Below are 26,138 nucleotides of genomic sequence, written 5' to 3' on the forward strand. Positions count from 1 at the left end.
GGTCTATCCTATGGAACATGAGCGAAGCACTTTTTAGCCGCATCGAGCCAATTCAAGTGATGGCGGATGGCACAGTCAAACAGGTCAATCCCTTCTCCGGAACCGAGGTATGGACCGTTCCAGGCCGCGGGAATCGTCCGTTTGCGCATACCGCCTCTAGCTCCCAACCGCTGGCTGCCGATGCCGCGCGAAACACCTGTGCTTTTTGTTCTTCGCGCAAGCTGGAAACCCCGCCTGAGAAATCACGCATCTTAGCCTCTGGCGAGATAGTGCGTGGGGTTGCGCCAGATTCGTTGGATGCAACCCAGCCTGCTTTTAGGCGCGTACCGAACCTCTTTGAGATCGTCTCCTTCGACTACTGGAAGGCCAACTACGAGTATGAGATGGACGCGGAGACTAAAGAGAGGATGGAGGGCTACATTGCGAATCCTGTAGGCCGCGAGCACGTTCTAAACATCGTGCGGACGAAGCTCAGGGCGGCCGGTCGAGATGCGGACCTAGGGGAGCAGGAACTGCTTACACACGCCGGCTGCTTTTTCGGTGGCGGTCACGATGTCATCATTGGCGCGCGCCACTTTGTGGACGGTGCTACCGATGATTCGCAGTTGGCCTCGTCTGGCACGCTCAGCCCCGACGAGCATTTCCTCTTTACTTCGTTTACCGCAGACTCCATGCGTGACCTTTATGAGCGCAACCGCTACGCCGACTATGTGGTGGCCTTCCAGAACTGGCTGGCGCCCGCCGGGGCTTCCTTTGACCATCTGCACAAGCAGCTGGTGGCCATTGATGACCTCAGCATGTCGGCCGCGCATGAAAACGACATCCTGCGTGCACACCCCAACATGTACAACGACTGGGCCGTAGGCTACGCGGCGCAGCACAACCTGGTGATTGCAGAAAACGATTATGCGGTACTCTTTGCCGGTTTTGGCCATCGCTATCCCACACTGGAGATCTTCTCCAAGTCCGAGCACTGCGAGCCGTGGAAGCAAACGCCTGGGGAAATCCGCGGAATGTCTGACCTTATCCACGCGGCCCATGCGGCAGTTGGCCCCGATGTGGCCTGTAATGAGGAATGGCACCACAAGGCGCCATCGGTCGACCTCGCGCAGCCGTGGCGAGTGATGATCAAACTGCGCGTGTCCACGCTGGCCGGCTTTGAGGGCGGGACCAAGATTTATATCAACACCATCTCGCCGTGGGGATTGCGCGACCGCATCGTTGATTCGCTGTACCGCCTGCGCGAGCGAGGCAAGCTTGCCTCCGGGATTGCGATTGCCACCGAATGCAGCCTAGAGCGCAATAGCCTGCGCTATAACAGCTAATTTGCCGGTGTTCGGTCCTAGGAGTCAAGCACGAGCACCAATTCTGGGGCGCGCTCGCTGCCGCGGATTTCCGTCTCCCACTCGGGGAAGCTTGCGGCGGCTGCGGAAAATTCCTCGAAGGTGGTTGGAAGCACCGGCTGGCTGAGCACGTGGCGGGCGAGTAGGCCCTTGTAGTGCTTGTTGAAGTGAGAGATGACCTTGCGCGAGCCATCAGGCTGAACCGATTCCACGCGAACCGTGGCCGCCGTCTTGAGCTTGCCCAGCTGCTGGTAGGTGCCAGAGCGCATATCGACCACCAGCTCATGGGCCGCGACTTCCTCCAAGGCCTCAGTGATCGCCTTACCCCACCAAGACTTCATAGTGTTTCCACTCAGCTTCGTTCCGCCGGAGAGACGATAATGCGGAATCAGATCATCGGCGCGGACGATGCCGAACAAGGCGGAGCCGATGGCTAGGTGGGAACGAGCGGCGTCGGAAAGCGTGGCGGCATCCAGCGCGTCATAAAGCACACCCGTATACCGTTCGATGGCCGGCAGGGTAGGAGAGCTATAAATTACCTGGTTGGCCTCGGCCTCCCCGCGGAGCTTTTCCGAGAGCTTTAGCTGAATCATCGCCTCATCCACCTCGAGAGAGGCAAGCGCCTGCGCGATCTCCTGGCGCGCCGGGTTCAGCGAGGGGAAGGACAATGCTCCGAAGTCGAGCGGGGCACCGGTGCCGCCGGGGGCTTTCGTCTCAGAAGGAGGGAGGAGAATGAGCATAGCTAAATACTAGCGGGGTAGAGTGCTAGGCATGATTACTCGCCTTTCGAATCTCTTCCTTCGCACCTTGCGCGAAGATCCGGCAGATGCCGAAGTAACCAGCCACAAGCTCCTCGTTCGTGCAGGCTACGTCCGCCGCGCCGCGCCGGGCGTTTACACCTGGCTGCCACTCGGCCTGCGCACCCTGTCCAAGATTGAAGACATCGTGCGCGAGGAGATGAACGCAATCGGCGGCCAGGAGATGCTCTTCCCGGCCCTTTTGCCGCGTGAGCCGTATGAGCAGACCCAGCGCTGGACCGAGTACGGCGATAACCTCTTCCGCCTGAAGGACCGCAAGGGCGCAGACATGCTGCTCGGCCCGACGCACGAGGAGATGTTCGCCTCGGCGGTAAAAGACATGTACTCCTCTTATAAGGACTTCCCGGTTACCCTGTACCAAATCCAGACCAAGTACCGCGATGAGGAGCGTCCGCGTGCGGGCATCCTCCGCGGCCGCGAGTTTGTGATGAAGGATTCCTACTCCTTCGACATGAGCGACGAGGGCCTGGACGAGTCCTACCAGCGCCACCGCAAGGCTTACCAGAACATCTTCAACCGTCTGAAGATTGATTACGCCATCTGCAAGGCAACCTCTGGTGCCATGGGAGGTTCCGCGTCCGAGGAATTCCTGGCTGTCTCTCAGGCAGGTGAGGACACCTTCGTGCGCGCCACGGAGGGCGAGTACGCGGCTAACGTTGAGGCCGTGGTTACTCCTGTGCCGGAAGAAAAGGCAATTGAAGGCCAGGCAGAGGCGAAGGTATACCAGACGCCTGATGCTGCGACCATTGACTCTTTGGTGCAGTGGGCTAACTCTGAAGGCATCGAGGTTGAAGGCCGTGCGGTGGAAGCCGCTGACACCCTGAAGTGCATGGTTATCAAGGTGGCACAGCCTGCGGCAAGCGAGGAAGAAAAGGAATGGCAGCTAGCTGCTGTTCTGATTCCGGGCGACCGCGAGCTGGACGAAAAGCGCCTCGAGGCCTCCCTTGAGCCTGCCGAGTTTGAGCTGGCCGGTGACGAGGACTTCAAGAAGAACCCATTCCTGGTTCGCGGCTTCGTGGGCCCGCGTGCGCTCAACGCAAACGACGTGAAGGTTTATGCGGATCCGCGCGTGGTAAAGGGCTCTTCCTGGATTACTGGTGCTGATGAGGCTAACCACCACGTGGTGGGCTGTATTGCTGGCCGCGACTTCGAGGTTGACGAGTTCATCGAGGCCGCCGAGGTCAAGGAAGGCGATCCGGCACCGAACGGCATGGGCACCCTGACCCTGGAGCGCGGCATCGAGCTGGGCCACATCTTCCAGCTGGGCCGCAAGTACACCGAGGCATTCGATGTTCAGATCCTGGATGAGAACGGCAAGCGTGCGGTTCCGACCATGGGCTCCTACGGCATCGGTATCTCCCGCATGATGGCTGTCTTGGCCGAGCAGATGGCTGACGAGAAGGGCCTGCGTTGGCCGGTTGAAGTTGCTCCTTTCCAGGTGCACGTGGCTGTGGCGAACAAGGACGCCGCTGCGCTTGAGGCAGGGCAGAAGCTGGTCGAGGACCTTGATGCTGCTGGAATCGAGGTTCTCTTTGATGACCGTCCGAAGGTATCTCCGGGCGTGAAGTTCAAGGACGCTGAGCTGCTGGGTATGCCGTTCATCGCCATCCTTGGCCGCTCGTTTGCCGATGGCATTATCGAGCTGCGCATCCGTGGTGGCGAGACGCTTGAGGTGCCGGCTGAGCAGATCGTGGACAAGCTCTTGGAGCTCGTGCGCGGTTGAGGCGTGCCGTTAGAGTGCGCTGTTGGCGCGTGCTGTTAAGAGCGCGCTGTTAAGGCGCAGGTACCGCTGTATGTAAATAAGGCTTCCAATCTTGTGATTTGGGGGCCTTATTTGCATATATAAGTACCTGGCAGTTGGGGTCACTCCGGCCGCGCGGGTTCGCGGGGCGTTTCCGTGTGGGGTGGTGCGGTTTGTGGGGTGCGGTGCGCTTTGTGGGGTGCGGTGCGCGGGGTTGAGGTGAGCCGCTAGAGGGTGAGTACCGCTCTGTGTAAATAGGGCAGCTGTTTGCCGTGTTTTAGGCGGCCTATTTGCACACAGAAGTACGTTGATGGGGGATGCAAAGCGGTGGGTTGCTGTGGATACGCGAAGGCCCTGCCCCTTTCGGTTCGAGGGGCAGGGCCTTATGGCACGTATGAGTGTGGCTTTAGTAGCCGCCTACCGGGCCACCACAGTTTGGCCAAGCACCGGCGCCCTGGGTAGTCAGGACCTGCTCGGCAACAGCAATCTGCTGCTCTTTTGTTGCCTGGTCAGCGGTTGGGGCGTGCTGCTGGCCGCCGAAGCTGCTCCAGGTCTGTGCATTGAACTGCAGGCCACCGTAGTAGCCGTTGCCCGTGTTGATCTGCCAGTTACCACCGGACTCGCATGCTGCAACCTGTTCCCATGCGGAGGCCGGGGCAGCGTTTGCGGCAGGTTGCGCCAGTGCGGCAACGCCCATTGCAGCGGCAGCGGACAGGGTTGCAAACTTCTTCTTTGAACGCATTGAGAAAGCTCTCCTTCTCTTTGTGTCATTAAAGGAACACCCACGCGGTATCTCCGGTGTGTCCATGGCCAACCAACGTAAAAGCGGTGGGAGGGCCCTCGCAATGAAATGCGTCGTAAAGTTTGCTGCTCATTGTCTGGCCGCTACTCAGTAAGCCTTAAGCGGCTGTGGGCTCGGTGGAGAAAACTCGGCGATGTAGAGTCAGGGCATGGCTATTGATTGGAAGCGTGCCCGTGCCCTTACGTTTGGCTCTGTGATGCTAAGCATGGGCACGCTGCACTTTGTGAAGAAGGAAGAATTTGAATCCATCGTGCCGCCGCGTCTGCCAGGCGGTGCGCGGTTCTATAACTATGCCTCAGGTATCTGGGAGCTGGCCACCGGTGCAGCAGTAATTAATGAGCGCACACGTTCCGCCGGCGGCTGGTCCGCAGTAGCACTGTTGCTCGCGGTATGGCCCGCCAATATGTATCACGCCCGCAAGGATTGGAATCAATCCTCCACGGGAGTAGGTAAGAAGCTCTATCACGTGCTGCGTCAGCCAGCACAGTTGCTGATTATTCGCGAGGCGTTGCAGCTTGTGCGCTAGCGCTGTTCGTAGCAGCCCGCTTTAGGTGTGCGGGCCACCAGAACTTCTCGCCGAGGATCTGGACCAAGGCCGGTACCAAGACGGTGATGCCGAGCTGCGCCAGGACTACCAGCGGCAGCACGCCCAATGTGGCGAAGACTGCCGCGAGCAGGATGCCAGCGGAGGTAATCACGCCGCCCGTCGCGGACAACGCACTAAGGATGCCGCGGCGGGTATCGGATCGGGCATCCTCGCGGCCGCGGATTCTTCGTCAGCTAGCTGGGAGTCGGGGCCGCCTACCAGTACAGAGCCCTCGCTGCGGGTGCCGGCGTGCTCACCGAAGTACTCGCGCAGCTGGGTGACCTTGTCGGCGTTTTCGGTAGAGGTCCCGGCCGTTACCTGGACTGGCACGATGGCTGAGTTGCCGTCCTTGCTAGGGATGAGCGAGCCATCTAAAGTGGCGTATTTTCTGGTGAGACACCCTGGCCATTGTAAAAGCCCAGCCTTAAGGCGGGGCCCGAAAACTTGTTTAGGGATTCACGCTTTTCTATAAACCGCGGGATTGGGCAGCAACGGCGATGAGCCAGTTGCGCCAGGCCACGCGTTCCTCGCCCTCGGCAGTGGGGGCGGCGGCTTGTGACGCGGCAGAAGACCACTCGAGGGAGTCATTCCACCCCAGGTGGTCGACGAAAGCTTGGGCGGAAGCAGCGTCGCTAGGCAGCGGCATTTCCTCAGGCGTTGGCTCGTAAGCGGGAGCCGGTTGGGGGACTTCGCCAAGCGGAGCGAGTGACTTTTGCAGCGCTGCGATGCGTTTTTCGTGCATCTCGAGGCGGTCATCGATGTTTTCTTCCATCGACGGCGCGGCGTAGGAGCGGGCGAAGTCCAGGCCGTAGACCTGCTCGTATTCCCATTCCAGAAGCTCTCGGGCGCGGGCGGCTTCGCTGGGTTCAAGCTCCGGGGACTCCGGCAGCTGGGAAGGCTCCCACGCGTCCAAGATGATGGCCTGGTTGGTCACCAGCGCGCGGGACTCCGCGCTGACCTCGCTCAGGGCGTCGCGGGTATGCACCGCGGCTTGGTCCATGACTTCGTTGACATCGACATTTTCTGCGGCCGACTCTTGGTCGGCGGCTTGCGGGTCGCGTTGGACCTCGCAGGAGCGCGGGGCAGTGCCTTCCTCATTGCGGCCGCAAAGCCGCTCGACCTCGGCGTAGAGGGCGTCGGCCTGCTCGGAACGCAACTGCGAAGCGTGGGGATTGACCGCAGCGAGCTGTTGCGCGTCCGCGTCGGCGCTGCGGCCTAAGCCCACGAGTGCCTCATCGGGGCGGGGGCCGAAGTAATCGACGATGGAGTCGACAGCTTGGCATCCGCTCAACGCGGGTGCGAGTGCTCCAAGGGCGGTAAGCGTTGCGATGGGGGTTAGGGCACGGCGGTTCACGCAAAAGACCTTACACGTAACAGTTAGGCTAGAGCGCATGGCTTTTCCAGATGCAGAACAATTAACTGAACTACTCCAACCATTGCTGGAGCCCCGCGGGCTCGACGTGGAGGACGTAAAGACTACCAAGGCGGGAAAGAAATCCCAGGTCATCATCCGCATCGATGGTGATACGCGCCCGAGCTCCGATGTCCTGGAAGAAGTCTCCAATCAGATCTCCCAATTCTTCGATGCCAAGGAAGAATCAGGCGAGTTGAACTTTGGCGCAGGCTACACCCTGGAGGTCTCGACACCGGGCGTCGATCTGCCATTTACCGCCCCGCGCCACTGGCGCCGCAACCGTGGCCGCCTCGTCGCCTTTGAAACCGCTCCGGGCAAGACCGAAGTGGCTCGTATTGGTGCGCTTTCCGCGGATGAGACTGCAGTAGCGCTTATCACTACGGTGAAGAAGGAAGTCCAATTCCGCATCGAGCGATTGGAAAATATCCACCGCGCGGTGGTAGAAATTGAATTTGCTAAACCTTCTGCGGACGAGCAGGAGGCAGCGCAGCAGACGTTTGAATACGCCGAGCAGAACTCGGCAACCCGAGAGGATGAAAAGTGAATATTGATCTAGAGGCACTCCGTACGATCCAGAACGAGCGCGGCGTCCACGTCAAGGACCTGCTCGAAGCGATCGCGAGTGCCTTGTTGTATTCGTACCTGGATTATCGCAAACAGTCGGCAGAAACCAAGGCGGAGGGCACCAAGTCCCGCGTAGACATCGACGCCGACACCGGTGCCGTTTCCGTCATCGTCACGGAGACCGACCTGGAAACTGGCGAGATTTTAAGTGAATACGACGATACGCCAGAAAACTTTGGTCGTTTCGGCGCGCAGGCAGTGCGCGAGGCCATCATCCGCAAGCTGCGCGAGGCAGAAGCCGAGCAAACCTATGAGTCCTATTCGGAACTGACTGGGCGCGTCGTATCCGGCGTCGTCCAGCGCGATGTGCGCGCCAACGAGCGCGGCGTCGTTGTGGTCCAGCTCGGTACTGAACTGGATTCCCAGGACGCTATTTTGCTGCCCGCTGAGCAGCTGCCGGGTGAGAAACTCGAGCACGGTGACCGTATCAAGGCATATGTTGTGGGAGTTACCCGCAACGGCGCGCAGGTGCAGATCACCCTTTCGCGCACCCACCCGGAGCTGGTGCGCGGCCTGTTCGAGCTGGAAGTCCCTGAGGTGGGCGACGGTACCGTTGAGCTGGTGGCCATCGCGCGTGAGGCCGGACACCGCTCCAAGGTGGCAGTGGTGGGCCACGCCAAGGGGCTTAACGCCAAGGGTGCCTGCATTGGTCCACGCGGCCAGCGCGTCAACAACATCATGCGTGAGCTCGGCGGTGAGAAGATCGACATCATCGATTACAGCGAGGAACCAAGCGTCTATGTGGGCAACTCCCTGGCACCGTCTAAGGTTGTCCGCGTTGAGGTCATCGACCACGAAGCACAGGTTGCGCGCGTGACCGTTCCGGATTACCAGCTGTCTTTGGCAATTGGTAAGGAAGGCCAGAACGCCCGCCTGGCGGCGCGTCTTACCGGGTGGAAGATCGACATCCACTCCGATGCAAAATCCAACTAGTAGTCGGGCTGCACAGGGATAAAGGTACTAATTAAGGTTCTGCCAGGTTTTCGCGTAAGCTAGATAACGGCCCACATGCAGAAAAAGCTGTGGCGTTTTTCAGGTAAGCGCGAAAACGTAAGGGAGTTGGATGTCACTTAGACAACCACAGTCAGACCCTCACGTACGTATTCGTACCTGTATTGCTACGCGCCGCCGCTTTCCCGATACGCAGCTATTGCGTGTTGTCGTTGACCGCGATGACCCAAGCGGCCGGCGTGTCGTGGCGGATCCGCGGCGCCGCCTTCCCGGAAGGGGAGCCTGGATTAGCCCGGAACTTTCTGCATTAGAGCTGGCGGAGCGCACCCGAGCATTTCGGCGCGCGCTTCGGTTATCCACTGACGTGGATACAGGTCACGTACGTGAGTACCTGGAGAAGTTGGCGAAAGCCGGCGAATCATAGGTGCATTCGTGAAAGCACCGCGCCTTCACGAGCCAGAGTTAAAGGAAGACCGAACACTGATGAGCGCACAACGATGAAGCATCAGCGATGAAAGTCCATAGCCATTAACTAGGGGTCAGGCCACTTCCAGGCCTTGGCTCCTAGTAACGATCACAAGGAGACAAGTGCCCGGAAAGCTACGTGTTCACGAGCTCGCAAAGCAGCTCGGAGTAACCAGCAAGGAACTACTCGCCACGCTCAAGGAGCAGGGCGAATTCGTCAAGACTGCTTCTTCTACCATTGAACCTCCAGTGGTAAAGAAGATGCGCGCCCACTACGAGGCGCAGTCCGGCGGCGAGAAGCCGGCCGGTGAGAAGTCGGCAGAGAAAAAGCCTGCCGCAAACAAGGCTGCCAAGGATGCCAAGCCAGCTAAGGCTGAAGGCGCTGCCAAGGCAGAAAAGCCTGCAGCTAACGCGCCAAAGCCAGGCGCCCCGAAGCCGGGAGCTGCCAAGTCAGGTGCAAAGCCTGCCGCAAAGGATTCCGCTTCCGCACAGGCAGAGCAGAAGTCCGCTGCCAAGCCAGGCGCCCCGAAGCCAGGCGCCCCGAAGCCAGGTGCTGCTAAGCCGGGCCCGACGGGTGGCCAGAAGCCACAGGCAAACGGCGCGGACAAGTCCGGTTCCAAGTCTGCCCCGAAGCCGGGCGCAGAGCGTCCAAACCCAGGCAACGCTATGCCTCGCCCAATGCCGAAGCCGGGCGGCACCCGCCGCGTGGCCAACAACCCGTTCTCCACGGGTGGTGGCGAGGGCGGCCGTCCAGGACCACGTCCGGGCGGCTCCAAGGGCCAGCGTCCTGGCGGCAAGCCAGGCGATAACCGCGGCGGCAAGGGCGGCGGACGCTCCGGCCAGGGCGAGGGCAACCAGCGTCAGGGGCAGGGCGGCGGTCGTCGTCCATCGCCGGCCATGATGCCTTCGCATCCAAACCCGGCAGCCATGCCGTCTAAGTCCTCCAACGGTGGCGGCGGTGGCCGCGGCCGCGGTGGACGTGGCCAGGGTGGACCCGGCGGCCCAGGTGGCTTCCGTGGTGGCGGACGCGGCGGACGTCGCGGCGGCACCGCAGGTGCATTCGGCCGTCCAGGTGGCGCACCGCGTCGCGGCAAGAAGTCGAAGCGTCAGAAGCGCCATGAGTTTGAAGAGCAGCAGAAGCATGAGGTAGGCGGCGTACGCCTGCCTGACGGCAAGGGCAAGACCATTCGTCTGCGCCGCGGTGCTTCCTTGGCTGACTTCGCAGAGAAGATTGGTGCAGATCCAGCAGCATTGGTGCAGGCACTGTTCAACTTGGGCGAGATGGTTACCGCAACCGCCTCCGTTTCCGAGGAAACACTGCAGCTGCTCGGCGCTGAGATTCACTACGACGTCCAGGTCGTCTCCCCAGAGGACGAGGACCGTGAGCTGCTCGAGTCCTTCGACCTGAAGTTCGGTGAGGACGAGGGTGGCGAAGAGGCGCTGGAGAATCGTCCTCCAGTTGTTACCGTCATGGGTCACGTCGACCACGGTAAGACCCGCCTTTTGGACTCCATCCGTAAGACCAACGAGCGCGAGGGCGAGGCCGGCGGCATCACCCAGGGCATCGGTGCATACCAGACCACCGTTGAACTGGAAGATGGCGAGCGCACCATTACCTTCCTGGATACCCCGGGTCACGAGGCGTTTACCGCTATGCGTGCACGTGGTGCGAAGTCCACTGACTTGGCAATCCTGGTTGTCGCAGCCGATGACGGCGTCATGCCGCAGACCGTTGAGGCAATCAACCACGCCAAGGCTGCGGACATCCCAGTCGTGGTTGCAGTCAACAAGATCGATAAGCCAGAGGCTTCCCCGGATAAGATCCGTGGCCAGCTCACCGAGTACGGCCTGGTGCCGGAGGAGTACGGCGGCGACACCATGTTCGTCGACATCTCTGCAAAGCAGGATCTGCACATCGATAGCCTGCTTGAGGCAGTCATCCTGACTGCTGATGCAGCGCTTGAGCTGACTGCTAACCCAGAGATGGACGCACAGGGCGTTGCCATCGAGTCTCACCTCGACCGTGGCCGCGGCCCGGTTGCCACCGTCATCGTCCAGCGCGGTACCCTCCGTGTTGGTGACTCCATCGTCGTCGGCGATGCGCACGGCCGTGTCCGCCGCATGCTCGACGAGTTTGGTAACGACGTCGAAGAGGCTGGTCCGTCCCGTCCGGTTCAGGTCCAGGGCCTCAACGGTGTTCCAGGTGCCGGCGACAACCTGCTCGTGGTCGAAGATGACCGCGTGGCACGCCAGATTGCTGCACAGCGTGATGCTCGTAAGCGTTCCGCTCTGCAGGCAAAGGCTCGCAAGCGCGTCTCTCTCGAGGATCTGGATGCAGTTCTCAAGGAGACCTCGACCCTCAACCTCATCCTCAAGGGCGACAACGCCGGTTCGGTGGAAGCCTTGGAAGATGCGTTGTTGGACATCGAGATCGATGACGAGGTACAGCTCAACATCATCGATCGTGGCGTCGGTGCTGTAACCCAGACCAACGTCTCCCTGGCAGCGGCTTCCGACGCCATCATCATCGCCTTCAACGTTCGCGCTGAGGGTAAGGCAACTGAGGAAGCTAACGCCGAGGGCGTGGATATCCGCTACTACACGATTATCTACCGCGCCATCGAAGAGGTCGAGGCTGCTCTCAAGGGCATGCTTAAGCCAATCTACGAGGAGCGCGACACCGGTGCTGCGGAGATCCGCGCGCTGTTCAAGTCCTCCGCCGTCGGCACCATCGCGGGCTGCATGGTCACCGAGGGCAAGGTCAAGCGCAACGGCAAGGTCCGCCTCGTTCGCGATGGCAACGTCATCACTTCCGACGCCAAGATCGAGTCCTTGCGCCACGAAAAGGACGACGCAAACGAGATCAACGCCGGCTACGAGTGCGGTATGGTCCTGTCCTACCCAGACATCCAGGTGGGCGACCAGATTCAGGCCTACGAAGAGGTCGAGGTTCCGCGTACCTAGTCCGCAAGCAGTGTAAATAAAATCGCCAGGTGTTTCCCCGCTGGGGAAGCCCTGGCGATTTTATTTGTAGCTTCTGCTGAACCTTAGTGTTTCAACTATCCAGACCGGTTTAAGACAAGTTGGGTTTGCTAATGCGTGCCTTGTTTAGCAGAGAAGCTTGCGTGAGTTCAGCCCTTTCGAGGCAGCTTGCTGCTTTGTTCGGAGCATCGGCATGAAACTCATTTAAAGGATGGGGCATGACGCTTCCTCTTTCTGCTGCAGGACATGTATGCGGAGTAATGTAAGATGAACACGATTTTATAGATCTTGGTAGAGATCGCTAGTTCGACGGAGAAGGAGTTGCACCATGGTTGACCACGCTCGTGCTGCACGAATGGCCAAGCGTATTCAGGAAATCGTGGCGAGTGCTATCGAACGCGAGATCAAGGATCGTCGCCTCGAGATGGTGACCATCACCGATACTCGCGTCACGGGTGATCTCCATGATGCCACCGTTTACTACACCGTGCGCGGCAAGGACATCGACTCCGAGCCAGACTTCGACAAGGCAGCAGAGGCACTCAACCGCGCGAAGGGCCAGCTGCGCAAGATTGTGGGCGATCAGCTCTCCGTGCGCTTTACCCCGACGCTCGCCTTCGAGGTCGATACCGTTCCGGAAGCTTCCGCCCACATGGAGGATTTGCTGGAGCGTGCCCGCGCCCGCGATGCCGAACTTGCCAAGCTGAAGGCCAACGCGAAGCCGGCTGGAGACGCAAACCCATACAAGGATTCCGATCGGGAAGAGGCCTAGGGTGCGCCGCGCTGATTATCAAGGCGCCGCCGACGCCTTGATAGAAGCGAGCAGCATCTGCATCATTACGCACCTGCGCCCCGATGCGGATGCTATCGGCTCTGCCGCCGCGTTGAACCTGGCGTTGCGCCAGCGGGGCAAGCAGACCCGCACCGTCATCGGCCAGGAACGCCCGTTTTCGAACAATCTCTTCACCATCCCTGCCGCCGACGAGATTGAGCTCGTCAACACCCTGCCAAAAGGCTATGACCTTTATGTCACGGTGGACTGTGGTTCCATCGACCGCACCGGCGCTCTCATGGGGGAGTTGGAGAAGATGGCGGGCACCGGCCGGGTACTGTGCATCGACCACCACGCATCGAACCGCGGTTTCGGTTCCATCAATCTGATTGATCCGGAGTGCGAGTCCACCACTGTGGTGCTTCTCGACGTCCTCGATATGCTCTCCGTGCAGATCGATCGTGGGATTGCGCATTGCCTTTATGCCGGTCTGGTTACCGACACCGGCAGCTTCCGCTGGGGTCGGCCAGTCATGCACGACATCGCTGCCCGCCTGATGTTCTATGGGCTCGATACCAAACAGATCGCAGTGGATCTGATGGACTCCAATACTGCCGACGACGTGCAGATGGTCGGCCGCGTGCTGTCTGGTCTGCGCATCATCGAGGCCGGCGAGCACCGCCTCGGCACGCTTATTGTGCCCGTTGAGGAAGTACAGTCGCACTCCGATTCCGCCGTGGAATCCATGGTGGACTTCGTTCGCGCGCTCAAAGGCACCGACATGGGCGTGGTGTTCAAAGAGCAACGCGCGGGAGTCTGGGCGGCGTCGCTGCGTTCTTCCACCGTTAACTGCGCGCAGGTGGCGCTCATGTTCGACGGCGGCGGGCACATCCCGGCGGCCGGTTATACGGCCCTAGGCAAGCCAGAAGAAATCATTGCTCATCTCGTCGACGCACTTGCCGCTTACGACGAAGAAAATGCTGTAGAGGAGTAACCATCACGCGGCGCGAACAGGACAATGCTTCGGCAGAAGCAGAAGATACTTCGAAGCTAGGTAAGGCAGTCACCCACGTGAGCGCTGGTGAGGTATTTCGCCTCGCGTTTCCGGCGCTCGGCGTGCTCGCTGCCATGCCGCTCTACCTGTTGTTGGATACGGCAGTGGTGGGCCGCTTGGGCGCGCATCAGCTGGCCGCACTCGGCGCTGCGGCGACCATCCACACGGTTGTCACTACCCAACTGACTTTTCTTTCCTATGGCACAACCTCACGCGCCTCGCGGCTTTTCGGCGCCGGTAAAAAGGACGAGGCCGTAGCCGAGGGCGTGCAGGCTACCTACGTGGCCATCGGCGTGGGCATGACTCTGGCGGTCATCATGTGGTTGGGCGCAGGGCACTTTGCGCGCTGGCTAACCGGCAATCCAGAAACTGCCCAGGACACCGCGCTGTGGCTGCGCATCGCTGCCTTCGCTATCCCGCTCAATCTCATCGAGATGGCAGGCAACGGTTGGATGCGCGGCGTTCAAAACACTGTAAAACCGCTGCTTTTTACCCTGGCCGGCCTCATTCCTGGCGCCATTGCTGTGCCAGTATTCGTCCACCAGTGGGGCCTTGCCGGCTCCGCCTGGGCCACGGTGCTGGGCATGGCGATCATGGCCTCGCTCTTCCTGTGGGAACTTCACCGTGAGCACGTGGGCTCCTGGCGGCTGCAGTGGGGCGTCGTCAAGCGCCAGCTCGTGTTGGGCCGCGATCTCATCGTGCGCTCTGCCAGCTTCCAGGTGGCCTTCCTTTCGGCCGCCGCCGTGGCCTCCCGCTTCGGCACGGCCCAGCTTGCTGCGCACCAGATCATGATTCAGTTGTGGAACTTCCTATCCCTCGTGCTGGATTCTCTGGCCATCGCCGCCCAGGCGCTGACCGGCGCGGCGCTCGGCGCGGGCTCAGCCAAGCATGCGCGCAGCGTCGGCACCAAGGTCACTTTCTACTCCACGGCCTTTGCACTCGGGCTCGGCGCAGTCTTAGCCCTGGGCATCGGCATCATTCCTGCGCTTTTCACCACCGATGCAGTGGTGCTCGAGGTCATCCGGCTGCCGTGGCTCATCATGATTGCCATGGTGGTTCTGGGAGGCGTGGTTTTTGCACTCGACGGCGTCCTGCTCGGCGCCAGCGATGCCGCCTTCCTGCGCACGCTGACCATCGTTTCGGTGCTTTGCGGATTCCTGCCCGGCGTGTGGGCGGCCTACGCCTTGGGCGCGGGCCTGCCCGGCGTGTGGTGCGGCCTTGCGCTGTTTGTTTTCATCCGTTTCCTCGGCGTGGTCTATCGCTTCCGCTCGATGCGCTGGGCCGTGGTCTAACCTGAAGGAGAACGAAGAAAGGAGCACGCCATGGCCACCTTATGGGCGGTGTCAGATCTCCACGCGGCAGTGCGCGCTAATTCTAGCCGCATCGATGAGCTCTACCCGCAAGATCCTGCCGATTGGCTCATCGTGGCCGGTGACGTGGCCGAGCGCACCGAACTCGTACTGCGCATCCTCACCAAGCTTTCGCGGCGCTATGCCAAGGTGATCTGGGTGCCGGGAAACCACGAGCTCTTCTCGCGTTCCCAAGATAGGTGCCAGGGCCGCGCCAAGTATGACGAGCTGGTGGAGGGCTGCCGCGAAATCGGCGTGGTGACTCCGGAAGACCCATATCCCGTCTTCGGCGGCGTGACCATCGTGCCGCTGTTTACCCTTTATGATTACAGCTTCCGCCCACCCGGCACCACCGTCGAGGGTGCCCTAGAGCGTGCCCGTGAACGCCAGATTGTCATGACCGATGACTTCGCCATCGCTCCCTTCGTCGACGTTCGCGCCTGGTGCTGGGATCGCCTTGCCTATTCCATCAAGCGCCTTTCCCGGGTAAGTGGGCCTACGGTGTTGGTCAATCACTGGCCGCTGGTTCAAGAACCCACTCTGCGCATGGCGTGGCCGGAAATCGCCCTGTGGTGCGGCACTCGCCATACCCACTCGTGGGCGCGGCGCTATAACGCGCAGGCGGTCATCTACGGTCACCTGCATCTGCCCGGCCGCACCAACGTCGATGGGGTAGACCACATCGAGGTCTCACTGGGCTATCCCCGCGAGTGGGAGGCGCACGGACATCTCCAGCAGTGGCCCTATCCGGTCCTACACAGTGATGAGCCGGCGTCCTCGGCGCTTGAGGAGGTGCGCTAATGCTGGAACCACACCTGTTCCCAGATACCGCCCGCTACTGCTACGTGCGCACCGACGCTGCGCTTACGGATTTGGTGAATTACACGCAGCTGGATCCGGAGGAGCAATCCTTGGTCTCCCAGGCAGTTGACGTGCGCAAGGCGGAATTCGGAGACGCCCGTTGGTGCGCGCATCGCGCTTTGCAGGAGCTGGGCTGTGCAAATCAGGAGCCCATCATGCGCGGCGAGCGGGGCATGCCGCTGTGGCCGCACGGCTATACCGGTTCCATGACGCATACAGAGGGCCTGCGCGCGGCGGTAGCGGCTCCGAGTAGACATGTGCGCTCCATGGGCCTCGACGCCGAACCCGCCGAGCCATTGCCCGATCACGTGCTGACCATGATCGCGCGCGCAGGGGAGATGGCGCAGTTAACGCAGCTTGCCGACGCCGGGATTGACTGCCCCGATCGCCTCTTGTTCTGCGCCAAGGAAGCCACGTACAAGGCGTGGTTTCCCATGACACATCGCTGGCTGGACTTCGACCAGGCAGAGATCGACCTGCGCCTCGATGGCACCTTGATCTCCTATATCTTGGCCCGTCCGACCCCCGTGCCGCTGATTAGCGGCCGCTGGATTATCCGCGATGGCTTCGTCATCGTCTCCACGGTCGTTCCCGCGGTGGGCTTTTAGTGGTGGGCTTTTAATAGCCCACCTTTAATAGCCCACCTTTACGCTTAAAGCGTCGACGGGCGGGCCACGAAGATCGTGGCCAGGCGCTTTCCTTTTTCCTTGATGAGCGCAATCGAGCGACCATCAGGATCTACCGCCGCATAGGTGCCCTTTAGCCGGCGCGGCTCGAGCCATTTGCCCATGGCGAGCGCCTTTGCCTCGTCTTCGGTGACCTGAAGGACAGGGTAGGAGCGGGCGAGCGCCTCGTCGAGGCTAAGCGATAGGGCCGGAGCCTCTGCAAGCTCGTCGAGGGTGCGGGCGTCGTCAAGCTTAAATGGCCCCACCTCCGTGCGGCGCAGGGCGGTGAGGTGACCGCCCACGCCGAGCGCCTCACCTAAGTCGCGGGCGAGGGAGCGAATATAGGTGCCAGACGAGCAATCAACGGTGACGTCGAGGTCCAGGTACTCACCTTCGATGCGGTGGGCGAGGATGTCGAAGCGGCCGACCGTAACCGGGCGGGCGGGGATTTCTACCTCTTCGCCCTCGCGCACGCGCTCGTGGGCGCGCTTTCCGTCGATCTTGATAGCAGAGACCGCAGCGGGGCGCTGCATGATGTCACCGGTGAGAGCTGTGACCTCTTTATTGACCTGCTCCATATCGAGTTCGCTTGCAGGCTCGCCCCAGGTGCGCTCGCCCTCGGCGTCGTCAGTATGCGTCGCCATGCCAAGGCGAATGGTGGCGTCGTAGGACTTGGTTGACGCGACCATGTGCGCGAGGAACTTGGTGCCGCGTTCCAAACCGACCACCAAAACGCCGGTGGCCATCGGGTCGAGGGTGCCTGCGTGGCCCACCTTGCGGGTGTGAAATATGCGGCGGAGGCGGCCCACCACATCGTGTGAGGTCATGCCTTGCGGTTTGTCCACTACCACCAGGCCAGAATTTGCGAGCGCATCAGTCATGCCCTGCAGTCTATTCCACGCCTCGCCGTGCATTAGCATGGTGGCCGTGGATATTTGGTACGGAATCGACAGCATCCCCGGTGACTTTGGCCCGACTGCGGTGACCATCGGCGTCTTTGACGGCGTGCACCGCGGCCATCAGCAGCTGATCAATAATGCGGTGAGCTATGCGCGTGCGGAGGAATTGCGCACGGTGATGGTGACTTTTGATCCGCACCCCGTCGCGGTCTTCCTCCCGGAGCGCGCGCCGCTGTCCGTGGTGACGTTTGAGCGCCGCCTGCAGCTGGCGGAAGAGATGGGCATCGATGCGGTGCTCGTCATCGACTTCACCAAGGAGCTCGTGGGCACGACTCCGCAGAACTACGTCGAAGACTTGATTGTGGGAAAGCTGCATGCGCGTCACGTGGTCGTGGGGGAGAACTTCACGTTCGGTGCGGGCGCGAGCGGCACGGCGGACGCGATGGTGGAGTTCGGCAAAACCCATGGCTTTAGCGTCGACGTGGTGCCGCTGCTTGACGACGCCGGGGTGCGAATCTGCTCCACAAATATCCGCGCCAACCTGGCGAAAGGTGAGATTTCCAAGGCTAACTGGGCTCTTGGCCGCCACTTCTCAGTGACTGGCCCGGTGGTGCGCGGTGCCGGGCGCGGCGGCAAGGAGCTCGGTTTTCCCACCGCCAATCAGTACTTCCCGGATAGCGTGGCTATTCCGGCCGATGGCGTCTATGCGGGCTGGTTCATCCTGGAGCCGGCTGAGGCGCCCGTCGAGGGCAACATGGACCACGGCGTGGCTTATGCGGCGGCGATCTCCGTGGGCACGAACCCGACCTTCGGCGACGAAGAACGTTCCATCGAGTCCTTCGTGCTGGATCGCGATGCCGATCTCTATGGGCACGTGGCCACGGTAAAGTTCGTGGATCATCTGCGCGACATGGTGAAGTTCAACTCGGTAGAAGAGTTGCTGGACGCGATGGCGGCAGATGTGGCCAAGGCACGTGAGGTCCTCGCCGAGGATGCTAAGGCCCGCGGTTGGGAGAAGGACGAGTACTTCCTGCAGGAGGGCTAAATGAAGGTCATTTTGGATCTCGATACCGGGATCGACGATGCCTTAGCGCTGGCCTATGCGCTGGCGCATCCTGACCTTGAGCTCATCGGCGTGACGGTGACTTATGGCAACGTGCCTGTGGAGCTGGGCGTGCGCAATACCTTGGTTTTGCTGGAGCTGCTCGGCGCGGGCGGCGTCCCGGTCTTTGCCGGTGCGCAGCCGGCGGGATTCCAGGTCAAGCCAATTTCCGCATTCATCCATGGCCGCAATGGCATTGGCGACGTCCTGCTTCCGCCGCCGCGCGGGCGCGCGCAAAAAGAATCCGCGGTGGAGTTCTTGTGCCGTGCCGCGCGGAAGCACGGTCAGGAACTGGTGATTATCCCGACTGGGCCGTCCACCACGATTGCGGCGGCGCTGAAAGCTGAGCCGGCACTCGCGGATACTCGCATCGTCATGATGGGCGGCGCCCTGACCGTGCCGGGCAACGTCACCACCTGGTCTGAGGCCAATGTGGCGCAGGACCCCGCTGCCACGGACTTCCTCTTCCGCACTGCACGCGATGTCACGATGGTGGGCTTGGATGTCACGCTGCAAACGCTTCTGACCACTGCGGAGACCCGGCAGTGGCGTGGGCTCGGTACACGGGCCGGACGCGTTTATGCGGACATGCTCGACTATTACATCCGCGCCTACGCCGCCATCGAACCGGACCTTGGCGGTTGTGGCCTGCATGATCCGCTCGCGGTAGCCGTGGCGGCAGACCCTCGCCTGGTCACCTGCTTCGATACCAACCTGGTCTGTGAAACCACTGGCACGACCCCTGGCCGCACCATCGGCGACGTTGCCAGGATGAAAGAACCACACAAGGCTGCCCACGTGGCAGTAGAGGTGGATGCCCCGCGCTTCGTGGCCGAGCTGATGGACAAGCTCGATTCGCTTCTGCAATAGCATTAACGTGCAGAAAGTGGCGTATCTTCCTGCGAATTGTTCCAAGAAGTCGCAGTTTGGGTTTGGGGAAGAAAAGCTGTTAGAGTTATCCCTTGGCTTTGTGACTGCGGTCCGCAGCAGTTAAAGGCGCTAAGAATTTCATGCGGACTGAAATACAATAGGAGAAATCCAACATGGCTTTGAGCACTGAGAAGAAGGCAGAGATCCTCAAGGAGTACGGCCTGCACGAGACCGATACCGGCTCCCCAGAGGCACAGATCGCTCTGCTGACCTCCCGTATCAACACCCTGACCGAGCACCTGAAGTTCCACAAGCACGATCACCACTCCCGTCGTGGTCTGCTGCTGATGGTCGGTCGTCGCCGCGGCCTGCTGAAGTACCTCGCAGCTAACGACATCGATCGTTACCGTGACCTCATCTCCCGCCTGGGCCTGCGCCGCTAAGCCCTTCGGTTGCTTTCAAACCCCGTCTTCGGACGGGGTTTGTTGCGTTTTTGAGGCCGTCTCGATCACGCAGCAGGTATCGCGGCCCCAGAGATGGTAGCTTGGCACCATGGAACCTTATATCGGCATTGTCGTTTTTGAACTTGAATCGGTAGAGCCCAGTGAGCCGTCGTATTTCCGGGAAGATTTTGTCCTCGTCCGTGCCACAGACGACGATGAGGCGCGCGCGAAGGTCGAGGCGCTGGCGCGTAGCCAAGAATCGGCAGAGCATCCCACAATCGTGATGCGCCACATCGTGGATGTCGCGCCCGCACTCGACGGCACGGTCGAGGGAGACGTGGACCTCTATGCGCGCCACTTTGCGTCGCTTGAGGACTATGCGCGCTTCGAAATGATGCTGGGAGGGCGCGACCCGTTCGCCTAGTCCTGTGCGTGGGCTACACGAGGAGCACTGCCGTGAGGACGTTGATGGTAGCGTGCACGGTGGCGCCGGGCCATAGAGAAGCGCTTTTCTCGCGCAGCCAACCCATGGCGAAGCCGGTGGCAATCTGCAAAACAAAGAGCGGGATGAGGCTGATATCCAGCATGGCCAGCGGTAGGTGGATGAGGCCGAAGAGGAGGCCCTGCACTGTAATTCCCGCGCCGACATTCCAGCGCTGGGTGATAATTCCTTGTAGGAAACCGCGGAAGAAGATCTCTTCGCCCACCGCGCGCAGCGCCATCGCGAGGAATCCCATTGCCGTTGTTGCAGTCGTGGTCTGCGCGACAACCTCCGGCGGCGCAGGCAACAACGCGAGGTAGCTCAGCACCAGCAATACGAGCAGCATCACCGCTGCCCACGCCCACCCGCGCGCCCATGGACGTCCCAGTCCGCAGACGGCGACTGCCGGCTGGCGGCGGAGGAGAAGGTAGATGAGTGTGGGAAGCGACCACAGCAACAACATGACCATGGTTTAAGTCTAAGTCTGTACCGCGATTCGGGGAGCGTGATGTTCGACATAATCCCAGGAAAGCTGCTAAAATCGCTACTCGTTGTAGAAACCTAACCATTTTTAACCGGCGGCACCGATGATCGCCGGACTACAAGGAGTAGAAAACTTTGAGCGCTAGAAACGCTGTTGAGTTCAACATTGATGAAGAATTCGGTATCACCGAAGCAATCGCCACCCTTGACAATGGCGATTTTGGCACCCGCACCATCCGTTTCGAGACTGGCCAGCTGGCTCGTCAGGCGGGCGGCTCTGTCACCACTTACCTGGACGAGGACACCATGCTCCTGTCCACCACCACCGCCTCCAACCAGCCGCGTGAGGGCTTCGACTTCTTCCCGCTGACCGTGGACGTCGAGGAGCGCATGTACGCAGCCGGCAAGATTCCGGGCTCCTTCTTCCGCCGCGAAGGCCGTCCCTCCACCGAAGCCATCCTGGCCTGCCGCCTGATCGACCGTCCACTGCGCCCGACCTTTGTCAAGGGCCTGCGCAACGAGGTGCAGGTCGTTGTCACGGTGCTTTCCATGGCGCCGGAGGAGTACTACGACGTCATCGCCATCAACGGTGCATCTGCTTCCACCCAGCTTTCCGGCCTGCCGGTATCCGGCGCCGTCGGCGGCGTGCGCATGGCGCTTATCGCTGATGACAAGCATCCAGAAGGCCAGTGGGTTGCGTTCCCGAACCACGAGCAGCACGAGCGTGCGCTGTTCGAGATGGTCGTCGCCGGCCGCATTGTGAAGAAGGGCCGCAAGGAAGACGTTGCCATCATGATGGTTGAGGCAGGCGCTGGTATCAACGTTGCAGAGCGCATCAAGGAAGGCGCACCGGCACCGCAGGAATCCACCGTTGCAGCAGGCCTTGAAGCAGCAAAACCATTCATCAAGACCCTGTGCGAGGCGCAGGCAGGTCTGGCTGAGCGCACAGCGAAGGAAACCCAGGAGTTCCCGCTCTTCCCGCCTTACACCGATGACGTATTTGCCGCCGTGGAAAAGGCAGCCTCCAAGAAGTTGGAGAAGCTGCTGACCATCCCTGGCAAGCAGGACCGTGACGAAGCTACCAACGAGTACATGGAGCAGGTCGAGGCGGATCTCCTCGAGAAGTTTGAAGATGAGGACGCCTCCAAGCAGATCCGCGCTGCGTATAACGCTGTCATGAAGGCCATCGTGCGCAAGAAGATCCTCACCGAGGGCTTCCGCATCGACGGCCGTGGCGTCACCGACATCCGTGACCTGGGCGTTGAGGTTGACCTCATCCCACGCGCACACGGTTCCTCCCTTTTCGAGCGCGGTGAGACCCAGATCCTGGGCGTTACCACCCTGGACATGCTCAAGATGGAGCAGCAGATCGATTCCCTGACCCCGGTCACGGGCAAGCGCTACATGCACCACTACAACTTCCCGCCGTACTCCACCGGTGAGACCGGCCGCGTTGGCTCCCCGAAGCGCCGCGAGATCGGCCACGGTGCTCTTGCCGAGCGCGCCCTGCTGCCGGTCATCCCTTCCCGCGAGGACTTCCCGTACGCCATCCGTCAGGTCTCTGAGGCCCTCGGCTCCAACGGTTCTACTTCCATGGGCTCCGTTTGTGCTTCCACGCTGTCCCTGTACAACGCTGGTGTGCCGCTGAAGGCCCCGGTTGCAGGTATCGCAATGGGCCTGGTTTCCGGTGAGGTAGACGGCAAGGAGAAGTTCGTCGCTCTGACTGACATCCTGGGCGCCGAGGACGCATTCGGTGACATGGACTTCAAGGTCGCAGGTACCTCCGAGTTCATCACCGCGCTGCAGCTAGACACCAAGCTCGATGGCATCCCGTCCAAGGTCCTGGCTAAGGCACTGGAGCAGGCGCGTGACGCCCGCGCCACCATCTTGGAGACCATGGCTGAGGTCATCGAAGGCCCAGACGAGATGTCTGGTCTGGCTCCGAAGATCACTTCCGTGAAGATTCCGGTCAACAAGATCGGCGAGCTCATCGGCCCGAAGGGCAAGACCATCAACTCGATTACCGAGGAGACCGGCGCTGAGGTTTCCATCGAGGAAGACGGCACCGTCTACATCTCTGCCGCAACTGGTGAGGCTGCCGACGCCGCGATCGAGAAGGTTAACTCCATCGCTAACCCGCAGCTGCCGAAGGTCGGCGAGCGCTTCCTGGGCACCGTCGTTAAGACCGTAGCTTTCGGTGCGTTTGTCTCCCTGACCCCGGGCCGCGATGGCCTCATCCACATCTCGAAGCTCGGCGGCGACGAGCGCATCGAGAAGGTCGAGGACGTTGTCAACGTCGGCGATAAGATTCAGGTCGAAATCGCAGACATCGACAACCGCGGCAAGATCTCCTTGGTTCCGGTCGAGGAAAACTAGTCGCACCCTCCCGACAAGCCGTGTGATGCGGCTGTTACACAACGGCGCCCTCGCTTGGCGGTCGCAACTTTTGCCGGCTGCTAGCGAGGGCGCTTTTCCTTGTCTCTAGCGTCATCGGTGGCTAGGGACAAGCCTTAAGAGTTGGTGAGGAAGTCAATGACAATGCGAGGTGGACCGTCCAAGTACGTGATGGAATAGGGCACTTTCTTATCGAGTCCAATAACGAAGTGAGACTGCGCCTCGAATGCGCTGACAAATTCCACGCTGCGCACGACACCCGCGCCAGGAGTTTGGGCATTGGGCTTGAGCATTGCGTCTTGGAGCTCTTGGGTATCGGGCCACGGTGTGCGTTCGAGGCCTATTTCGAGAGCAATAGTGCCGGAGTAGGGCACGGGGAACCCCGACCCTGGTGCGCTTGTGGACTCGGTGTAGTGTGCCCACCACCGCGGAATGCCGGCACCCGCGAACTCTATGACAACGCGGTCGTAGCTTTGATGGCTACCAGCACGCATAGTGGTTGGGATTAGTTCGCCCTCGGAGGTTCCGTCGAAGTCGATGTCTGCCGTATCTGGAGTGCCTAAGAAGCCCTTTGGAAGCCCACCTGATTTCTGTTCTGTGCTCGTCGGCCGCGGGCTTGTGGTCTCCTCTATCGTTTGACTGCTTGTCGGCGGCGTGGTCTCAGAAGGCGCCACGGTAGATACCGGCGCGCTGTGGCTGTCGTCGTTGGAGGCACCGCCGGCGCAGGCGGAAAGCGTCAGCGTGGCCGTGGTTAAGGTGGCGGCCACAACGTGCAGGCGGCGGCGATGAGCAAGCGAATCGGCAGGCACAGAGAGCTTGAGAGGAATCATGCTGACCAGTCTAAGAAAACGGGCTCACGCTTTTGCACAATATTTAATGATTTAATGCTTGAGTTGCACCAATTGGATGAGGTTGCCCACGGTGTCGTCGAAGACGGCGATGATGGAAGGGCCGACGTCGGTTGGCTCCATGGTGAACCCGACGCCCTTGGCCTTGAGTTCTTCATACTCGGCCTGCACGTCCTCGCTCATGAATTGGGTGAGCGGAATGCCATCCTTTTTAAGAGCCTCGGTAAAAGGAGCTGCTGCTGGATGGCCCTTGGGCTCTAGCAGGAGTTCGATGCCGCTGCCGTCGGCTGGACCGGAGGCGTTGGTGACAGTGAGCCAACGGAAGTCGCCGTGCGTGACATCGTCTTTAACCTTGAATCCCAAGGTGTTGACGTAGAAATCGTGGGCGCGAGCGACGTCGTCGACAAGCACGGAAGCAATCTAGATACGCATGGCACAAAGTCTACGTTGCCAACTGGCGCGTTAGACTGGTCGGCATCGGGGCAGGCAATAAGGCCTGCGCTAGATGTAGCGTGCTTATACGTATTTAAATTTAGATTGAACGTTGAACATTGAACAGGGCAAAGGAGCATTTATGGCTATCAAAGTTGGCGTCTTGGGCGCGAAGGGCCGCGTGGGCCAGGCGATTGTAGAAGGCGTTAATGCGGCAGATGACCTCGAGCTGGTCGCTGAGGTTGACCGCGATACCGACCTGCAGGTGCTGGTGGATAACCACGCCGAGGTTATTGTTGACTTCACCCAGCCATCTTCGGTGATGGCAAACCTCGAGTTCTGCATTGGCAACGGCATTCACTGTGTCGTGGGCACCACCGGTTTCGACGCAGACCGCCTGGCACAGGTCGAGGAGTGGACCAAGCAAGATGGCGCCGGCAACGTCCTGATTGCACCAAACTTTGCTATCTCCGCCGTGCTGACCATGGTTTTCGCAGCACAGGCCGCGAAGTACTTCGAGACCGCCGAGGTTGTGGAGTACCACCACCCAACCAAGCTGGATGCGCCTTCTGGCACCGCCATCCACACCGCGCAGGGCATTGCGGCCGCCCGCAAGGAAGCAGGCCTAGGGCAGATGCCGGACGCTACCGAGCAGGCTCTCGAAGGCGCACGCGGCGCCGACGTCGACGGTGTCCCAGTCCATGCCGTGCGTACCCGCGGCATGGTTGCCCACGAGGAGGTCATCTTCGGCGCCCAGGGGCAGTCCTTGACTATCCGCCAGGATTCCTATGATCGTTCTTCCTTCACCCCGGGCGTGCTGGTTGGCGTTCGCCAGATTGCAGAGCGTCCAGGGCTGACCGTGGGTCTTGAGAAGTACTTGGGCCTATAAGTCAGACTATCGAGGAGACATAAGGCACTAGATATGGCACGCATTAGCGAACTGGACGTCCAGCTCATCGCGGCAACGCAGTTCCACCCGCCGCAGGGCATCGAGTGGGAGAGGGAACAGGCAGCCTCCGATGGCGAGGCTCTCGTCGAATTTGCCGGCCGGGCTTGCTACGAGTCCTTCGATAAGCCGAACCCGCGCACCGCGGCAAACTCGGCCTACCTGCGCCACATTCTGGAGGTGGGCCACGACGCTCTCCTGGAGCACGCCACGGCCACGTTGTATATCCGCGGCCTGTCGCGCTCTGCCAGTCATGAGCTGGTGCGCCATCGCCACTTTTCCTTCTCCCAGCTCTCGCAGCGCTATGTCCACCCGGAGGAAACTCAGGTGGTGCTGCCCAAGCTCATTGCTGAAGACGAGCAGCTGACGCGGCTTACTATGCAGGCCGTTGATGAAACTCGCTTTGTCTATAACGAGCTGCTCAGCGCGCTGGAGAGCAAGTTAGAAGATGAGCCCAACGCACTGCTGCGCAAGAAGCAGGCTCGGCAGGCGGCACGTGCGGTGTTGCCCAATCTCACGGAAAGCCGCATCGTGGTTACCGGAAACTACCGCGCTTGGCGTCACTTCATCGGCGCGCGTGCCACAGAGCAGGCGGATACCGAGATGCGCGAGTTAGCTATTGCCTGCCTAAAGCTGTTGCGGGAGCAGTCGCCGGTGGTATTCGATGACTTCCACATCACCCAGCTTGCCGACGGCACCGAAATGGCAGCGAGCCCATACGCCTAGCTCAAGTCCGTGGCGGTGGCCATAGCTTGTTCCGCCACGCGACCCCGATGAACAAAATTTCGCGGGAAGCGGGTAATCTTGACGGCT

The 26,138-nt window shown here is 60.8% G+C and carries 28 protein-coding genes; 19 read left to right on the top strand and 9 right to left on the bottom strand.

The features are described from left to right. Window positions 1-17: 17 nt before the first annotated feature. Window positions 18-1,325, top strand: a complete 1,308-nt coding sequence (locus tag HMPREF3169_RS10375) for a DUF4921 family protein (RefSeq protein ID WP_179294359.1) — start codon at window positions 18-20, stop codon at window positions 1,323-1,325. Window positions 1,326-1,342: 17 nt separating this feature from the next. Here the strand turns inward: HMPREF3169_RS10375 and yaaA are convergent, their stop codons facing one another. Continuing rightward, window positions 1,343-2,083: a peroxide stress protein YaaA gene (yaaA, locus tag HMPREF3169_RS10380; protein ID WP_070433238.1), complete on the bottom strand. Its 741-nt coding sequence runs from the start codon at window positions 2,081-2,083 to the stop codon at window positions 1,343-1,345. Window positions 2,084-2,114: 31 nt separating this feature from the next. Here yaaA and HMPREF3169_RS10385 point away from each other — a divergent pair, with 31 nt between their 5' ends. Next, window positions 2,115-3,884, top strand: a complete 1,770-nt coding sequence (locus tag HMPREF3169_RS10385) for a proline--tRNA ligase (protein WP_070456420.1) — start codon at window positions 2,115-2,117, stop codon at window positions 3,882-3,884. A gap of 424 nt (window positions 3,885-4,308) precedes the next feature. On the opposite strand, the gene HMPREF3169_RS10390 is transcribed toward HMPREF3169_RS10385, so the two are convergent. Then, window positions 4,309-4,644, bottom strand: coding sequence for a transglycosylase family protein (locus HMPREF3169_RS10390; RefSeq protein ID WP_070456422.1), 336 nt, complete (start codon window positions 4,642-4,644; stop codon window positions 4,309-4,311). 208 nt (window positions 4,645-4,852) lie between these two features. Here HMPREF3169_RS10390 and HMPREF3169_RS10395 point away from each other — a divergent pair, with 208 nt between their 5' ends. Beyond that, window positions 4,853-5,230, top strand: coding sequence for a DoxX family protein (locus HMPREF3169_RS10395; protein ID WP_070456424.1), 378 nt, complete (start codon window positions 4,853-4,855; stop codon window positions 5,228-5,230). On the opposite strand, the gene HMPREF3169_RS10400 is transcribed toward HMPREF3169_RS10395, so the two are convergent. The 3 genes from HMPREF3169_RS10400 to HMPREF3169_RS10410 form a co-directional block, all read right to left on the bottom strand. Further along, on the bottom strand, window positions 5,199-5,420 hold the full coding sequence (locus HMPREF3169_RS10400; RefSeq protein WP_371326193.1) for a hypothetical protein: 222 nt from the start codon (window positions 5,418-5,420) through the stop codon (window positions 5,199-5,201). The genes HMPREF3169_RS10395 and HMPREF3169_RS10400 overlap by 32 nt on opposite strands. Continuing rightward, window positions 5,399-5,620 (bottom strand): hypothetical protein, encoded by a 222-nt coding sequence (locus HMPREF3169_RS10405; protein ID WP_070456429.1) that lies wholly within the window; start codon window positions 5,618-5,620, stop codon window positions 5,399-5,401. Before HMPREF3169_RS10405 ends, HMPREF3169_RS10400 begins: the two co-directional genes overlap by 22 nt. Window positions 5,621-5,756: 136 nt before the next feature. Next, window positions 5,757-6,644 carry a hypothetical protein gene (locus HMPREF3169_RS10410; RefSeq protein ID WP_070456431.1) on the bottom strand — a complete coding sequence of 296 codons (888 nt, stop codon included), beginning with the start codon at window positions 6,642-6,644 and terminating at the stop codon, window positions 5,757-5,759. Window positions 6,645-6,681: 37 nt separating this feature from the next. Here HMPREF3169_RS10410 and rimP point away from each other — a divergent pair, with 37 nt between their 5' ends. The 9 genes from rimP (at window position 6,682) to HMPREF3169_RS10450 (ending at window position 16,370) form a co-directional block, all read left to right on the top strand. Next, window positions 6,682-7,248, top strand: coding sequence for a ribosome maturation factor RimP (gene rimP, locus HMPREF3169_RS10415; protein WP_070456433.1), 567 nt, complete (start codon window positions 6,682-6,684; stop codon window positions 7,246-7,248). Continuing rightward, entirely contained in the window at window positions 7,245-8,261 is a 1,017-nt protein-coding gene (nusA, locus tag HMPREF3169_RS10420; RefSeq protein ID WP_070456435.1) for a transcription termination factor NusA, read from the top strand. Before rimP ends, nusA begins: the two co-directional genes overlap by 4 nt. Window positions 8,262-8,391: 130 nt before the next feature. Then, window positions 8,392-8,703: a YlxR family protein gene (locus HMPREF3169_RS12835; RefSeq protein WP_082778614.1), complete on the top strand. Its 312-nt coding sequence runs from the start codon at window positions 8,392-8,394 to the stop codon at window positions 8,701-8,703. A gap of 164 nt (window positions 8,704-8,867) precedes the next feature. Further along, window positions 8,868-11,708: a translation initiation factor IF-2 gene (infB, locus tag HMPREF3169_RS10425; protein WP_070456437.1), complete on the top strand. Its 2,841-nt coding sequence runs from the start codon at window positions 8,868-8,870 to the stop codon at window positions 11,706-11,708. 346 nt (window positions 11,709-12,054) lie between these two features. After that, entirely contained in the window at window positions 12,055-12,498 is a 444-nt protein-coding gene (gene rbfA / locus HMPREF3169_RS10430) for a 30S ribosome-binding factor RbfA (RefSeq protein WP_061923135.1), read from the top strand. 1 nt (window position 12,499) lies between these two features. Beyond that, window positions 12,500-13,492: a DHH family phosphoesterase gene (locus tag HMPREF3169_RS10435; protein WP_070456439.1), complete on the top strand. Its 993-nt coding sequence runs from the start codon at window positions 12,500-12,502 to the stop codon at window positions 13,490-13,492. 77 nt (window positions 13,493-13,569) lie between these two features. After that, entirely contained in the window at window positions 13,570-14,844 is a 1,275-nt protein-coding gene (locus tag HMPREF3169_RS10440) for an MATE family efflux transporter (protein WP_070456442.1), read from the top strand. 30 nt (window positions 14,845-14,874) lie between these two features. Further along, entirely contained in the window at window positions 14,875-15,702 is an 828-nt protein-coding gene (locus tag HMPREF3169_RS10445) for a metallophosphoesterase family protein (protein WP_062038545.1), read from the top strand. Then, window positions 15,702-16,370: a 4'-phosphopantetheinyl transferase family protein gene (locus HMPREF3169_RS10450; protein ID WP_070456444.1), complete on the top strand. Its 669-nt coding sequence runs from the start codon at window positions 15,702-15,704 to the stop codon at window positions 16,368-16,370. The genes HMPREF3169_RS10445 and HMPREF3169_RS10450 overlap by 1 nt, the downstream gene beginning before the upstream one ends. A gap of 44 nt (window positions 16,371-16,414) precedes the next feature. On the opposite strand, the gene truB is transcribed toward HMPREF3169_RS10450, so the two are convergent. Further along, entirely contained in the window at window positions 16,415-17,308 is an 894-nt protein-coding gene (gene truB, locus HMPREF3169_RS10455; protein ID WP_070456445.1) for a tRNA pseudouridine(55) synthase TruB, read from the bottom strand. Between the two features lie 37 nt (window positions 17,309-17,345). Between truB and HMPREF3169_RS10460 the strand changes: the two genes are divergently transcribed. From HMPREF3169_RS10460 to HMPREF3169_RS10475, 4 genes are all read left to right on the top strand, one after another. After that, window positions 17,346-18,371 (top strand): bifunctional riboflavin kinase/FAD synthetase, encoded by a 1,026-nt coding sequence (locus tag HMPREF3169_RS10460; protein WP_070456447.1) that lies wholly within the window; start codon window positions 17,346-17,348, stop codon window positions 18,369-18,371. After that, on the top strand, window positions 18,372-19,298 hold the full coding sequence (locus HMPREF3169_RS10465) for a nucleoside hydrolase (RefSeq protein WP_070456449.1): 927 nt from the start codon (window positions 18,372-18,374) through the stop codon (window positions 19,296-19,298). It begins immediately after the preceding gene. A gap of 173 nt (window positions 19,299-19,471) precedes the next feature. Continuing rightward, window positions 19,472-19,741 carry a 30S ribosomal protein S15 gene (rpsO, locus tag HMPREF3169_RS10470; protein WP_005528980.1) on the top strand — a complete coding sequence of 90 codons (270 nt, stop codon included), beginning with the start codon at window positions 19,472-19,474 and terminating at the stop codon, window positions 19,739-19,741. A 109-nt stretch (window positions 19,742-19,850) separates the two neighbouring features. Next, window positions 19,851-20,165: a DUF4288 domain-containing protein gene (locus HMPREF3169_RS10475; protein WP_046645302.1), complete on the top strand. Its 315-nt coding sequence runs from the start codon at window positions 19,851-19,853 to the stop codon at window positions 20,163-20,165. 13 nt (window positions 20,166-20,178) lie between these two features. Here the strand turns inward: HMPREF3169_RS10475 and HMPREF3169_RS10480 are convergent, their stop codons facing one another. Next, entirely contained in the window at window positions 20,179-20,691 is a 513-nt protein-coding gene (locus HMPREF3169_RS10480) for a CPBP family intramembrane glutamic endopeptidase (RefSeq protein ID WP_062038567.1), read from the bottom strand. A gap of 149 nt (window positions 20,692-20,840) precedes the next feature. On the opposite strand from HMPREF3169_RS10480, the gene HMPREF3169_RS10485 reads away from it, so the two are divergent. Beyond that, window positions 20,841-23,081 (top strand): polyribonucleotide nucleotidyltransferase, encoded by a 2,241-nt coding sequence (locus tag HMPREF3169_RS10485; RefSeq protein WP_070456450.1) that lies wholly within the window; start codon window positions 20,841-20,843, stop codon window positions 23,079-23,081. Between the two features lie 134 nt (window positions 23,082-23,215). Here HMPREF3169_RS10485 and HMPREF3169_RS10490 read toward each other — a convergent pair whose 3' ends face one another. Both HMPREF3169_RS10490 and HMPREF3169_RS10495 read right to left on the bottom strand, forming a co-directional pair. Beyond that, the gene (locus HMPREF3169_RS10490) at window positions 23,216-23,929 is read right to left on the bottom strand and encodes an AMIN-like domain-containing (lipo)protein (RefSeq protein ID WP_070456456.1); all 714 of its coding nucleotides are present in this window, start codon (window positions 23,927-23,929) and stop codon (window positions 23,216-23,218) included. A 51-nt stretch (window positions 23,930-23,980) separates the two neighbouring features. Continuing rightward, window positions 23,981-24,367: a VOC family protein gene (locus HMPREF3169_RS10495; RefSeq protein ID WP_235591356.1), complete on the bottom strand. Its 387-nt coding sequence runs from the start codon at window positions 24,365-24,367 to the stop codon at window positions 23,981-23,983. A 154-nt stretch (window positions 24,368-24,521) separates the two neighbouring features. On the opposite strand from HMPREF3169_RS10495, the gene dapB reads away from it, so the two are divergent. Together dapB and thyX are read left to right on the top strand one after the other, a co-directional pair. Continuing rightward, a complete protein-coding gene (dapB, locus tag HMPREF3169_RS10500) occupies window positions 24,522-25,268 on the top strand; it encodes a 4-hydroxy-tetrahydrodipicolinate reductase (RefSeq protein WP_062038576.1) in 747 nt (248 codons plus the stop codon). Between the two features lie 33 nt (window positions 25,269-25,301). Continuing rightward, window positions 25,302-26,051, top strand: a complete 750-nt coding sequence (gene thyX / locus HMPREF3169_RS10505) for an FAD-dependent thymidylate synthase (protein WP_070456458.1) — start codon at window positions 25,302-25,304, stop codon at window positions 26,049-26,051. Window positions 26,052-26,138: the final 87 nt, after the last annotated feature.

This window comes from Corynebacterium sp. HMSC08C04 (genome assembly GCF_001807495.1).
Lineage (GTDB): Bacteria > Actinomycetota > Actinomycetes > Mycobacteriales > Mycobacteriaceae > Corynebacterium > Corynebacterium simulans.

Coding starts and splice junctions, on each gene's coding strand:
- HMPREF3169_RS10375 (WP_179294359.1), top strand. CDS start 18: ATGAGCGAAGCACTTTTTAGCCGCATCGAGCCAATTCAAGTGATGGCG.
- yaaA (WP_070433238.1), bottom strand. CDS start 2,083: ATGCTCATTCTCCTCCCTCCTTCTGAGACGAAAGCCCCCGGCGGCACC.
- HMPREF3169_RS10385 (WP_070456420.1), top strand. CDS start 2,115: ATGATTACTCGCCTTTCGAATCTCTTCCTTCGCACCTTGCGCGAAGAT.
- HMPREF3169_RS10390 (WP_070456422.1), bottom strand. CDS start 4,644: ATGCGTTCAAAGAAGAAGTTTGCAACCCTGTCCGCTGCCGCTGCAATG.
- HMPREF3169_RS10395 (WP_070456424.1), top strand. CDS start 4,853: ATGGCTATTGATTGGAAGCGTGCCCGTGCCCTTACGTTTGGCTCTGTG.
- rimP (WP_070456433.1), top strand. CDS start 6,682: ATGGCTTTTCCAGATGCAGAACAATTAACTGAACTACTCCAACCATTG.
- HMPREF3169_RS12835 (WP_082778614.1), top strand. CDS start 8,392: ATGTCACTTAGACAACCACAGTCAGACCCTCACGTACGTATTCGTACC.
- rbfA (WP_061923135.1), top strand. CDS start 12,055: ATGGTTGACCACGCTCGTGCTGCACGAATGGCCAAGCGTATTCAGGAA.
- HMPREF3169_RS10445 (WP_062038545.1), top strand. CDS start 14,875: ATGGCCACCTTATGGGCGGTGTCAGATCTCCACGCGGCAGTGCGCGCT.
- HMPREF3169_RS10450 (WP_070456444.1), top strand. CDS start 15,702: ATGCTGGAACCACACCTGTTCCCAGATACCGCCCGCTACTGCTACGTG.
- truB (WP_070456445.1), bottom strand. CDS start 17,308: ATGACTGATGCGCTCGCAAATTCTGGCCTGGTGGTAGTGGACAAACCG.
- HMPREF3169_RS10460 (WP_070456447.1), top strand. CDS start 17,346: ATGGTGGCCGTGGATATTTGGTACGGAATCGACAGCATCCCCGGTGAC.
- HMPREF3169_RS10465 (WP_070456449.1), top strand. CDS start 18,372: ATGAAGGTCATTTTGGATCTCGATACCGGGATCGACGATGCCTTAGCG.
- rpsO (WP_005528980.1), top strand. CDS start 19,472: ATGGCTTTGAGCACTGAGAAGAAGGCAGAGATCCTCAAGGAGTACGGC.
- HMPREF3169_RS10475 (WP_046645302.1), top strand. CDS start 19,851: ATGGAACCTTATATCGGCATTGTCGTTTTTGAACTTGAATCGGTAGAG.
- HMPREF3169_RS10480 (WP_062038567.1), bottom strand. CDS start 20,691: ATGGTCATGTTGTTGCTGTGGTCGCTTCCCACACTCATCTACCTTCTC.
- HMPREF3169_RS10490 (WP_070456456.1), bottom strand. CDS start 23,929: ATGATTCCTCTCAAGCTCTCTGTGCCTGCCGATTCGCTTGCTCATCGC.
- dapB (WP_062038576.1), top strand. CDS start 24,522: ATGGCTATCAAAGTTGGCGTCTTGGGCGCGAAGGGCCGCGTGGGCCAG.
- thyX (WP_070456458.1), top strand. CDS start 25,302: ATGGCACGCATTAGCGAACTGGACGTCCAGCTCATCGCGGCAACGCAG.